At 57.5% G+C, this 12,118-nt stretch carries 7 protein-coding genes; 2 read left to right on the top strand and 5 right to left on the bottom strand.

The features are described 5' to 3' along the window. Positions 1–5 precede the first annotated feature (5 nt). A complete protein-coding gene (gene malP, locus DVA43_RS19665) occupies positions 6–2,399 on the bottom strand; it encodes a maltodextrin phosphorylase (protein ID WP_114316508.1) in 2,394 nt (797 codons plus the stop codon). 585 nt (positions 2,400–2,984) lie between these two features. On the opposite strand from malP, the gene malT reads away from it, so the two are divergent. Further along, positions 2,985–5,690: an HTH-type transcriptional regulator MalT gene (gene malT / locus DVA43_RS19660; protein WP_114316507.1), complete on the top strand. Its 2,706-nt coding sequence runs from the start codon at positions 2,985–2,987 to the stop codon at positions 5,688–5,690. A gap of 130 nt (positions 5,691–5,820) precedes the next feature. On the opposite strand, the gene DVA43_RS19655 is transcribed toward malT, so the two are convergent. From DVA43_RS19655 to glpE, 3 genes are read right to left on the bottom strand one after another with little or no spacing between them, the layout of a single operon-like run. Then, entirely contained in the window at positions 5,821–6,579 is a 759-nt protein-coding gene (locus tag DVA43_RS19655; RefSeq protein WP_103177328.1) for a DeoR/GlpR family transcriptional regulator, read from the bottom strand. Positions 6,580–6,597: 18 nt separating this feature from the next. After that, positions 6,598–7,428: a rhomboid family intramembrane serine protease GlpG gene (glpG, locus tag DVA43_RS19650; RefSeq protein WP_103824791.1), complete on the bottom strand. Its 831-nt coding sequence runs from the start codon at positions 7,426–7,428 to the stop codon at positions 6,598–6,600. A gap of 44 nt (positions 7,429–7,472) precedes the next feature. Next, entirely contained in the window at positions 7,473–7,802 is a 330-nt protein-coding gene (gene glpE, locus DVA43_RS19645; protein WP_103177330.1) for a thiosulfate sulfurtransferase GlpE, read from the bottom strand. Between the two features lie 206 nt (positions 7,803–8,008). Between glpE and glpD the strand changes: the two genes are divergently transcribed. Then, positions 8,009–9,517: a glycerol-3-phosphate dehydrogenase gene (glpD, locus tag DVA43_RS19640; protein ID WP_114316506.1), complete on the top strand. Its 1,509-nt coding sequence runs from the start codon at positions 8,009–8,011 to the stop codon at positions 9,515–9,517. Between the two features lie 140 nt (positions 9,518–9,657). Here the strand turns inward: glpD and glgP are convergent, their stop codons facing one another. Continuing rightward, positions 9,658–12,105, bottom strand: coding sequence for a glycogen phosphorylase (gene glgP / locus DVA43_RS19635; protein WP_114316505.1), 2,448 nt, complete (start codon positions 12,103–12,105; stop codon positions 9,658–9,660). Positions 12,106–12,118: the final 13 nt, after the last annotated feature.

Genomic DNA, 12,118 nt, shown 5'->3' with positions numbered 1-12,118 from the left:
CTTCCTTAGCGTTTTGCCTGCCAGATGCGGGTCTGGTAGTCGCGGATTGAACGGTCAGAGCTGAACATGCCGCAGCGCGCGGTGTTCAGAATGCACGCCCGGGTCCAGGCTTCCTGGTCGCGATACAGAACATCGACCTGTTTCTGCGCCTCAACGTAGCCCGCAAAGTCCGCCATCAGCAGGTACGGGTCGCCGCCCTCTTTGCCGATGCTGTGCAGCATCTGGTCGAACGCGTGCTTGTCGCCGTCGCTGTATTTGCCGCTCTCCAGCTCTTTCAGTACCGCATCCAGCAGTTTGTCTTTTTTACGCCATTTCACCGGGTCGTAACCTTTGGCTTTAATGGCTTTCACCTCTTCTACAGTATGGCCGAAGATAAAGATGTTCTCGTCGCCCACCTGCTCGGCAATCTCAACGTTCGCCCCGTCCAGAGTACCCACAGTCAGCGCGCCGTTCAGAGCCAGCTTCATGTTACCGGTGCCGGAGGCCTCTTTACCGGCGGTAGAAATCTGCTCAGAAACGTCTGCCGCCGGGATTAACAGCTCAGCAGCCGAGACGCAGTAATCCGGCAGGAAGACCACCTTCAGCTTGTCGCCCACTTTCGGATCGTTGTTCACCGCGTCGGCCACTTTATTGATAGCGAAGATAATGTTTTTTGCCAGGTAGTAGCCCGGCGCCGCTTTCGCGCCAAACAGGAATACGCGCGGCACACGATCGGCCTGCGGGTTCTCGCGGATCTCTTTGTACAGCGCCAGAATGTGCAGCAGGTTCAGGTGCTGACGCTTGTACTCGTGCAGACGCTTAATCTGGATATCAAACAGCGCGTTCGGGTTGATCTCAATCCCGGTACGGGCTTTGACGTACGCCGCCAGGCGCACTTTGTTGTCCTGCTTGATGGTGCGGTAAGTCTCGCGGAATGCCGCATCGTCGGCATATTTCTCCAGGTTGATCAGCTGATCGAGATCGTTGGCCCACTCTTTATCCAGCGAAGAATCCAGCAGCGCGGAGAGTGCCGGGTTGCACTGCTTGATCCAGCGACGCGGGGTGATGCCGTTGGTCACGTTGTGGAACTTGTTCGGCCACAGCTGGTGATATTCCGGGAACAGATCTTTCACCACCAGGTCGGAGTGCAGCGCAGCCACGCCGTTTACCGCAAAACCGCTCACCACGCAGAGGTTAGCCATGCGCACCTGCTTGTCGAACACCACCGCCAGCTTCGCCCATACCGCTTTATCGCCCGGCCAGTTTTTCTCGACCTGCTTTTTGAAGCGGTTGTTGATTTCGTTGATGATCTGCATATGGCGAGGCAGCAGAGTTTTAATCAGCTTCTCGTCCCAGCACTCCAGCGCCTCTGGCATCAGGGTGTGGTTGGTGTAGGCGAAGGTCTTGCTGGTAATCGCCCAGGCGTCATCCCAGCTCAGCTGATGCTCGTCGATCAGCACGCGCAGCAGTTCCGGAATGGCAATGGTTGGGTGGGTGTCGTTCAGCTGGATCACTTCGTAATCTGCCAGCTCCGCCAGTTTGCGGCCCGCCAGGTGATGACGACGCAGAATGTCGGCCACGGAGCAGGCGCACTGGAAGTACTGCTGCATCAGGCGCAGCTTTTTGCCCGCCAGATGGTTGTCGTTCGGGTAGAGAACTTTGGTCAGCTTGTCGGCGTCGATCCCCTGCTGCTCGGCACGCAGGAAATCGCCGTCGTTGAATTTGGTCAGGTTGAACGGATGGGCATGGGTCGCCTGCCACAGACGCAGCGGCTGCGCCACGCCGTTACGGTAGCCCAGCACTGGCAGATCCCAGGCCTGGCCGGTGATGGTAAAGCCCGGCTCCCACTGATCCGCTTTGGTCACTTTACCGCCAATGCCCACCTGCACATCCAGCGCTTCGTTGTGGCGGAACCACGGGTAGCTGCCACGATGCCAGTCATCCGGGGCTTCCATCTGCTGGCCGTCGGCAAAGGACTGACGGAACAGGCCGTACTGATAGTTCAGACCATAGCCGATGGCGGACTGGCCTACCGTCGCCATGGAGTCCAGGAAACAGGCCGCCAGACGACCCAGACCACCGTTGCCGAGCGCCGGATCGATCTCCTCTTCCAGCAGGTCGGTCAGGTTAACGTTGTGCGCGTTCAGCACATCGCTCACCTCCTGATACCAGCCCAGGTTAAGCAGATTGTTGCCGGTCAGACGGCCAATCAGGAATTCCATTGAGATGTAGTTAACGTGGCGCTGATCTTTCGCCGGTTCTACTGCGGGCTGGGCGCTCAGTAACTCGGCGAGCGCTCCACTGACGGCCTGCCACCACTGGCGGGAGGTCATCTCTTCAGCGGCATGTAAACCAAAACGCTGCCACTGACGCGTCAGGGCAGCCTGGAATTGAGCTTTGTTGAAAGTAGGCTGTGACATAGGGAATCTGCATCCTGTAGAGAGAAAATAAAACGTTGGCGCTAGTGTGCCTGGCTACTTATGGCTCTTCCTCCTCCTGCCAGGGATTAGGCGGGGAGGAGTAGCGGGGATGAGCGATAAAGTGTGATCGCGGCCACTTTCCGCAGCCAGAGTGTGGGGCATTGCAGACGAGATTACCGGGAAGAGCGTCAAAAAATGAAACAGGTTTTCAGAAGGAATATATGAGCGCAGTAATAATTACTTACCTGAAATAATAACTGTAGGATTTTACTGCATCGCAGAGGGTTATTTTACCAGGGTAACCATCCCGAGACTTTATTAAGTTTTCACAGCCTTTACGATTCTATATTCCTTTTTATGCTTAACCTTCCGCATATGCGCCAAACCAGTATCCATGCGCTTTCGAGGCCCATCGGAAAAGTTCCCGCACCCCAGCATATATTTTTGTGACCGAGTGCAAATTAAGGGATATAAAACCCGGACATAACTTGCAATAAAGAGGTTTCTGACCGACCTTATATGCATTAATTACGAAGCGCAAAAAAAAATCAAAAATCTCGATTTCCACACAGTGAAGTGAAAACTATGTTGATTCCGTCAAAATTAAGTCGCCCGGTTCGTCTTGACCATACTGTGGTCCGCGAACGCTTGCTGGCGAAACTTTCCGGCGCGAACAATTTTCGACTGGCGCTGGTAACGAGCCCTGCCGGGTACGGCAAAACCACGCTCATTTCGCAGTGGGCATCCGGCAAGACCGATCTTGGCTGGTACTCCCTTGATGAGGGCGATAACCAGCAGGAGCGTTTCGCCAGTTATCTTATCGCCGCCATTCAGCAGGCGACCAACGGACACTGCGTCACCAGCGAAAGCATGGTGCAAAAGCGGCAGTACGCCAGCCTCTCTTCACTGTTTTCCCAACTCTTTATCGAGCTGGCCGAATGGCATCGCCCGCTCTATCTGGTCATTGACGATTATCATCTGATCACCAACCCGGTGATCCATGAGTCGATGCGCTTCTTCCTGCGCCATCAGCCGGAAAATCTGACCCTGGTGGTGCTGTCGCGCAACCTGCCGCAGCTGGGCATTGCCAACCTGCGCGTGCGCGATCAGCTGCTGGAAATCGGCAGCCAGCAGCTCTCCTTTACCCATCAGGAGGCGAAGCAGTTCTTTGACTGCCGCCTGAAATCCCCTATCGAGGTGGCGGAAAGCAGCCGCCTGTGCGACGACGTGGCTGGCTGGGCGACCGCCCTGCAGCTGATTGCCCTGTCGGCGCGGCATAATAACAGCCCGACGCAGCAGTCCGCCCGTCGCCTGTCGGGGATCAATGCCAGCCACCTCTCCGATTACCTGGTGGATGAGGTGCTCAACAGCGTCGATCAATCCACCCGTCAGTTCCTGCTGAAAAGCTCCCTGCTGCGCTCAATGAACGATGCGCTGATTGTGCGCGTCACCGGCGAAGACAACGGCCAGATGCGCCTGGAAGAGATTGAGCGTCAGGGGTTGTTCCTGCAGCGCATGGATGACTCCGGCGAATGGTTCAGCTACCACCCGCTGTTTGGCAGCTTCCTGCGCCAGCGCTGTCAGTGGGAGCTGGCAACCGAATTACCGGAAATCCACCGCGCCGCGGCAGAAAGCTGGATGGCGCAGGGCTTCCCGAGCGAGGCGATTCATCACGCGCTGGCGGCGGGCGATGCCCATATGCTGCGCGATATCCTGCTCAACCACGCCTGGAGCCTGTTTAATCACAGCGAGCTGGCCCTGCTGGAAGAGTCGCTGCGCGCCCTGCCGTGGGAGAGCCTGCTGGAAAACCCGCGCCTGGTGCTGCTGCAGGCCTGGCTGATGCAAAGCCAGCATCGCTACAGCGAAGTGAATACCCTGCTGGCCCGCGCCGAGCAGGAGATGAAAGGCGAGATGGATGCCGCCCTGCACGGCGAATTTAACGCCCTGCGCGCGCAGGTGGCGATCAATGACGGCGACCAGGAAGAGGCCCAGCGCCTGTCGATGGTCGCGCTGGAAGAGCTGCCCCTGGCGAACTTCTACAGCCGTATCGTTGCCACCTCGGTGCATGGGGAAGTGCTGCACTGTAAAGGCGATCTCACCCGCTCCCTGTCGCTGATGCAGCAGACCGAACAGATGGCGCGCCGTCACGATGTCTGGCACTACGCGCTGTGGAGCCTGATCCAGCAGAGCGAAATTTTGTTTGCCCAGGGCTTCCTGCAGGCCGCCTGGGAGACGCAGGAAAAAGCGTTCAATCTGATCCGCGATCAGCATCTGGAACAGCTGCCAATGCATGAGTTCCTGCTGCGCATTCGCGCCCAGCTTCTGTGGGCGTGGGCACGTCTGGACGAAGCCGAAAGCACCGCCCGTCTTGGGGTCAATGTGCTCTCCACCTATCAGCCGCAGCAGCAGTTGCAGTGTCTGGGCCTGCTGGTGCAGTGCTCGCTGGCGCGCGGCGATTTGGATAACGCCCGTAACCACCTCAACCGCCTGGAGAACCTGCTCGGCAACGGTCAGTATCACAGCGACTGGGTATCCAACGCCGATAAGGTGCGGGTGATCTACTGGCAGATGACTGGCGACAAGAAATCGGCGGCCAACTGGCTGCGCCAGACGCCGAAGCCGGCGTTCGCCAATAACCACTTCCTGCAGAGCCAGTGGCGCAACATTGCCCGGGCGCAGATCCTGTTAGGCGAATTTGAACCGGCAGAGATGGTACTGGAAGAGCTGAACGAAAATGCCCGCAGCCTGCGTCTGATGAGCGATCTCAACCGCAACTTGCTGCTGCAAAACCAGCTTTACTGGCAGTCAGGCCGTAAGAATGACGCCCAGCGCGTACTGCTGGAAGCGTTACAGCTGGCTAATCGCACCGGCTTTATCAGCCACTTTGTGATTGAAGGCGAGACCATGGCGCAGCAGCTGCGCCAGCTTATTCAGCTGAACACGCTGCCGGAGCTGGATCAGCACCGTGCCCAGCGCATTCTGCGCGAGATTAACCAGCATCATCGCCACAAGTTTGCCCACTTCGACGAGACCTTTGTGGAACGTCTGCTGAATCACCCGGAAGTGCCGGAGCTGATCCGCACCAGTCCGCTGACCCAGCGCGAATGGCAGGTTCTGGGGCTGATTTACTCAGGCTACAGCAACGAGCAGATTGCCGGTGAGCTGGCCGTGGCGGCGACGACCATCAAAACACATATCCGGAACCTGTATCAGAAGCTGGGCGTCGCGCATCGTCAGGACGCGGTGCAGCATGCACAGCAGCTGCTGAAGATGATGGGGTATGGGGTGTAATGCATTGCCCGGCGGCGCTGCGCTTGCGCGGGCCTATGGTTTTGTTGCCATTTATTGCCCGGCGGCGCTACGCTTGCCGGGCCTACGGTTTTGTAGGCCGGGTAAGGCGAAGCCGCCACCCGGCACAAACTCAGCACAGTTCTAACTGCAACTTATGATCGCGAATCACTTTTAACACCCCTTCCGGCGGCATCACATCCGTATAGACCGCATTCACCATACTGATGCTGCCCATGTTCACCATCGCGTTACGGCCAAACTTGGAGTGATCCACTACCAGCATGACATGGCGCGAGTTCTCAATGATCGCCCGCTTGGTGCGCACTTCGTGGTAGTCAAACTCCAGCAGCGAGCCGTCCGTATCGATACCGCTAATGCCGAGAATGCCAAAGTCGAGGCGGAACTGGGAGATAAAGTCGAGGGTCGCCTCGCCAATAATGCCGCCGTCACGGCTGCGCAGCTCGCCGCCCGCCAGAATGATGCGAAAGTCCTCTTTCTGCATCAGGGTGGTGGCGACGTTGAGGTTGTTGGTCACGATACGCAGATTTTCATGGCCGAGCAGGGCATGCGCCACCGCCTCCGGCGTGGTGCCGATGTCGATAAACAGCGTCGCGCCGTTGGGGATCTGACTGGCGACCTTACGGGCGATACGCTCCTTTTCCGAGGTCTGCGTCGCCTTGCGGTCGTGCCAGGGGGTGTTGACCGAACTGGAGGGCAGCGCCGCGCCGCCGTGGTGGCGCAGGATACGGTTCTGATCGGCCAGGTCGTTGAGGTCGCGGCGGATGGTCTGCGGGCTGACGGCAAACTGCTCCACCAGCTCTTCGGTACTGACGTATCCCTGCTTTTTCACCAGGTCAATAATGGCATCATGACGTTGTGTTTGTTTCATCGGAGTTCCCTGCCAGATTTATGTTCGTTTTCGCGCATTGAGCGTATCGGCAAACGCCATCGCCAGCCCGACCGCCAGCCCGGCGACGTGAGCACCGTTGGCAATCGCCATACCAAACAGATCAAACCATCCGGCAATAATCCAGATTAATGCAAAGGTCATCAACCCGCGCTGCAGGTAGATACCGCTCTCTGGATCGCGCTCGCCGCGCAGCCAGACATAGCCCATCAGCGCGTAGACCACGCCGGAAAGGCCGCCAAACCACGGGCCGCCGAACTTATGCTGGATAAAGCCGCTGAGCAGCGCGCTGATAAGGGTGAGCACGATGAGCTTGCCGCTGCCGAGCCGTTTCTCCACCGCCCCGCCGAGATACCACCACCACAGCAGGTTAAAGAGAATATGCAGGAACGAGAAGTGCATCAGCGCGTGGGTGAAGTAGCGCCAGAATTCGAACTCTAACGAGGCGTCATAGGGCCAGGCCAGCAGCAGCATGATCTGCTGATCGCCCACCACGCTCATCATAATGAAGACCAGAATGCAGGCCGCCATTAACCCCAGGGTAAACGGCCCCGCGCGTTCGCGCAGGGTCGCAAGGAAAGGAAAGCGCTGATAACGCAGGCCGCTACCGGTATGGCCGGACTGCCAGCTCGCCGCCAGATAGCGCGCATCGCCGGGATTTTCCAGAAAACGCGCCAGCTCCGCCTCAACCCGGGCAGCCTGGCTCTCATCCGCCAGCCAGACGTCGGTTTGCGTATGTTGTTGAATGGTAAGAATGACACCCTGCGTCGCCATGTAGTCGACAAACGCCTGGGCGACGCGCGGGTTGTTAAAAGAGGTGATCAGTAGCATCGGCGGCAGTCGCTTATTCCACACAAAAGGGGACAGTATATACCCTAAATGCCCGCGTGCTCGACTTCTGCCGGGAAATGACGATGCCAGGCATCGAAGCCGCCGTCCACGCTGTAAACCGAGTCATAGCCCTGTTGCAGCAGATATTGCGCCGCCCCCTTACTGCTGTTGCCGTGATAGCACATCACCATCACCGGGGTGTCGAAATCATTGTCACGCATAAACTCGGCGAGCGAGGCATTGGTCAGATGGAATGCGCCCGGGGTGTGGCCCATCGCAAAACTTTGCGGATCGCGAATATCCACCAGCACTGCGGTGCCCTGGTGCATCTTCTGATGGGCTTCTTCTACGTTAATACATTCAAATTGTTCCATGGTGCTCTCTATTGTCTGTTCACGTGCCGTGCGGCCTGGGACCGCACTATTTTAACGATTAGTGTACGTCGTGGCGGCGGGTAAACGCCATTATGTTAGCTCTATCACTCAAAAATGTTTTTTTGATGTTACTAAAATCCATTTCCTTTGCTAATATGAGCGATATCGAACATTTTTGAGCTTTAACGAAAGTGCGTGAGGATGCAATGGAAACTAAAGATCTGATTGTAATAGGTGGCGGTATCAACGGTGCAGGTATTGCGGCTGATGCGGCCGGGCGCGGGTTATCTGTCCTGATGCTGGAAGCGCAGGATCTCGCCTGTGCCACCTCCTCCGCCAGCTCCAAACTGATCCACGGTGGCCTGCGTTACCTGGAACACTATGAGTTCCGCCTGGTGAGTGAAGCGCTGGCGGAACGTGAAGTGCTGCTGAAAATGGCACCCCATATCGCCACGCCGATGCGTTTTCGTCTGCCGCACCGCCCGCATCTGCGCCCGGCATGGATGATCCGCATTGGTCTGTTTATGTACGACCACCTGGGTAAACGCACCAGCCTGCCCGCCTCTGCCGGAGTGCGTTTTGGCGCAGACTCGGTGCTGAAGCCTGAAATTGTGCGCGGATTCGAATATTCCGACTGCTGGGTGGACGATGCCCGCCTGGTACTGGCCAACGCGCAAATGGTTGAACGTAAAGGCGGTGAGGTGAAAACCCGCACCCGCGCGGTCTCGGCGCGCCGGGAAAACGGGCTGTGGATTGTCGAAGCGGAAGATATCGATACCGGCGAGCGTTTCAGCTGGCAGGCGCGTGGTCTGGTGAACGCCACCGGCCCGTGGGTGAAGCAGTTCTTTGACCAGGGGATGCAGCTGCCGTCGCCGTATGGCATTCGCTTGATCAAGGGCAGCCATATCGTAGTGCCGCGGGTGCATACCCAGAAGCAGGCCTATATTCTGCAAAACGAAGACAAGCGCATCGTGTTTGTGATCCCGTGGATGGATGAGTTCTCCATCATTGGCACCACCGACGTGGAGTACAAAGGCGATCCGAAGAACGTTGAGATTGATGAGAGCGAAGTCAGCTATCTGCTGGAGGTCTATAACGCGCACTTTAAAAAGACGCTGACGCGCGAGGATGTGGTCTGGAGCTACTCCGGGGTGCGTCCGCTGTGCGATGACGAATCCGATTCACCGCAGGCCATCACCCGCGACTACACGCTTGATATTCACGACGATCACGGCAAAGCGCCGCTGCTGTCGGTGTTTGGCGGCAAGCTCACCACCTACCGTAAGCTGGCGGAACATGCGATGGAAAAACTGGCCCCCTACTACCAGGGTATCGGCCCGGCATGGACCAAAGGCGCGGTACTGCCTGGCGGTGATATCGGCGGCAACCGCGATGACTACGCGGCAAAACTGCGCCGTCGCTATCCGTTTATCAGCGAATCCATGGCCCGCCACTTTGCCCGCACCTACGGCAGCAATAGCGAGCTGATCCTGAACGGGGCGAAGGATCTGACCGATCTGGGCGAACATTTTGGCCACGAGTTCTACGAGGCGGAGTTACGTTATTTAGCCGACCACGAGTGGGTACGCCGCGCAGACGATGCGCTCTGGCGTCGCACCAAAGAGGGGATGTGGCTCAATGCGGAGCAGCAGTCGCGCGTGGCGCTGTGGCTGGCGCAGCGTATGGGAAAGCGTGAGCTGTCGTTAGCATCATAAAAAAAGCCCGGTGGCGCTAACGCTTACCGGGCCTACAGGTTTCGTGCGGGCTTAGTACCCGGTGGCGCTGGCGCTTACCGGGCCTACAAAAGACACACGGATATAGGCCGGGTAAGGAGCAGCCGCCACCCGGCGTTTTTTTACAACCGCACCGGTTTGATATGCCAGATGTTCTCGGCATACTCCTGGATGGTGCGATCCGACGAGAAGTAGCCCATATTGGCGATGTTGTGCATCGCTTTGGTGGCCCACTCTTCCGGCTTGCGGTACAGCTCGTCCACCCGGTCCTGACAATCCACATAGCTGCGGTAGTCCGCCAGCACCTGGTAGTGGTCACCGAAGTTAATCAGCGAATCCACCAGATCGCGATAGCGGCCAGGCTCGTCCGGATTAAATACCCCGGTGCCGATCTGGGTCAGCACCTGACGCAGCTCTTCATCCTGCTCATAATAATCACGCGGCGAGTAGCCTTTAGCACGCAGCGCCTCCACCTCTTCCGTGGTGTTACCGAAGATAAAGATGTTCTCTTCACCCACGTGCTCCAGCATCTCAACATTGGCGCCATCCAGCGTGCCGATGGTCAGCGCGCCGTTGAGGGCAAACTTCATGTTACTGGTGCCAGAGGCTTCGGTGCCTGCAGTCGAGATCTGCTCCGAGAGATCGGCGGCCGGAATGATCAGCTGGGCCAGACTCACGCTGTAGTTCGGGATAAAGACGACCTTCAGCTTGTCGCCAATCTGCGGATCGTTATTGATCACCTTCGCCACGTCGTTGATCAGATGAATAATGTGCTTCGCCATGTAATAGGCCGACGCTGCTTTCCCGGCGAAGATGTTCACGCGTGGCACCCAGTCCGCATCCGGGTCGGCCTTGATGCGGTTGTAACGGGTGATCACGTGCAGCACGTTCATCAGCTGACGCTTGTACTCGTGGATACGTTTGATCTGCACGTCGAACAGCGCTTTCGGGTTAGCCACCACGTTCAGATGCAGCGCCATCCACACCGCCAGCCGCTTTTTATTCAGCAGTTTGGCATCACGCACCGCTTTATTCACCGTCGGGAAGTCAGCATGCTGCTCGAGCTCGCTCAGCTGGCTTAAATCGGTCCGCCAGGTGCGGCCAATGTTCTCGTCGAGCACATCAGAGAGCGGCTGGTTCGCCAGCGCCAGCCAGCGGCGTGGCGTCACCCCGTTGGTGACGTTGCAGAAACGCATCGGGAAGATTTTCGCAAAGTCTGCGAACAGCGACTGTACCATCAGGTTCGAGTGCAGCTCAGACACGCCATTGACCTTGTGGCTGATCACCACCGCCAGCCACGCCATGCGCACCCGGCGGCCATTGGATTCATCAATGATCGAAGTGCGGCTCAGCAGGCCGGTGTCGTGCGGATACTGCTCCTGCAACGTTCTCAGGAAGAAGTCGTTAATCTCGAAGATAATCTGCAGGTGACGCGGCAGGATTTTGCCGAGCATATCTACTGGCCAGGTTTCCAGCGCTTCGCTCATCAACGTATGGTTGGTGTAGGAGAAGACCTGGCAGGTCACCTCAAAAGCCTCGTCCCAGCTGAACTTGTGCTCGTCAATCAGCAAGCGCATCAGCTCAGGGATCGACAACACCGGGTGGGTGTCATTCAGGTGAATTGCGATCTTATCCGCCAGATTGGCGTAGGTTTTGTGCAGCTGGTAGTGACGGCTCAGGATATCCTGAATGGTCGCGGAGACTAGGAAGTACTCCTGACGCAGGCGCAGCTCGCGCCCGGAGTAGGTGGAATCATCCGGATAGAGCACACGGGAGACGTTCTCGGAGTGGTTTTTATCTTCCACCGCCGCGAAGTAGTCGCCCTGGTTGAACTTACCGAGGTTAATCTCGCTACTGGCCTGGGCGTTCCACAGGCGCAGCGTATTGGTGGCGTCAGTGTCGTAGCCGGGAATGATCTGATCGTAAGCCACAGCCAGGATCTCTTCGGTTTCGACCCAGCGGCTCTTCTTGCCTTCCTGCTGAATACGGCCACCGAAGCGGACTTTATAACGGGTATTGTGGCGCTTGAACTCCCACGGGTTGCCGTACTCCAGCCAGTAGTCCGGAGACTCTTTCTGCCGGCCATCGACAATGTTCTGTTTGAACATGCCGTAATCGTAGCGGATACCGTAGCCACGCCCTGGCAGGGCGAAGGTCGCCAGCGAATCGAGGAAGCAGGCTGCCAGACGGCCCAGACCACCGTTGCCGAGGCCAGGGTCGTTCTCTTCGTCAATCAGCTCTTCTAAATCTAACCCCATCTCTTCCAGCGCAGTTTTGACGTCGTCATAGATACCCAGCGACAACAGCGCGTTGGAAAGGGTGCGGCCAATCAAAAACTCCATCGACAGATAGTAAACCTGGCGAGTCTCCTGTGAGAGCTGGGCGCGGTTGGAGCGCAGCCAGCGCTCAACCAGCCGGTCACGCACCGCAAACAGGGTGGCGTTGAGCCATTCGTGTTTGTTGGCGATGACCGGGTCTTTGCCAATGGTGAACATCAGCTTGTAAGCAATGGAGTGCTTTAACGCCTCAATGCTTACCGTGGGAGACGCATAGGAAAAGGGTGCATTCATATCTCTGATTCCA

The sequence above is a fragment of the Leclercia sp. W6 genome (genome assembly GCF_003336345.1).
Classification (GTDB): Bacteria; Pseudomonadota; Gammaproteobacteria; order Enterobacterales; family Enterobacteriaceae; genus Enterobacter.
Note: the sequence above shows the minus strand (reverse complement) of the source record. Positions and strands in the feature narration are given on the sequence as shown.

Bases quoted from the DNA above. Each gene is read 5' to 3' on its own strand.
- glpG (WP_103824791.1), bottom strand. From the start codon at position 7,428: ATGCTACTGATCACCTCTTTTAACAACCCGCGCGTCGCCCAGGCGTTT.
- glgP (WP_114316505.1), bottom strand. From the start codon at position 12,105: ATGAATGCACCCTTTTCCTATGCGTCTCCCACGGTAAGCATTGAGGCG.
- glpD (WP_114316506.1), top strand. From the start codon at position 8,009: ATGGAAACTAAAGATCTGATTGTAATAGGTGGCGGTATCAACGGTGCA.
- malP (WP_114316508.1), bottom strand. From the start codon at position 2,399: ATGTCACAGCCTACTTTCAACAAAGCTCAATTCCAGGCTGCCCTGACG.
- malT (WP_114316507.1), top strand. From the start codon at position 2,985: ATGTTGATTCCGTCAAAATTAAGTCGCCCGGTTCGTCTTGACCATACT.
- glpE (WP_103177330.1), bottom strand. From the start codon at position 7,802: ATGGAACAATTTGAATGTATTAACGTAGAAGAAGCCCATCAGAAGATG.
- DVA43_RS19655 (WP_103177328.1), bottom strand. From the start codon at position 6,579: ATGAAACAAACACAACGTCATGATGCCATTATTGACCTGGTGAAAAAG.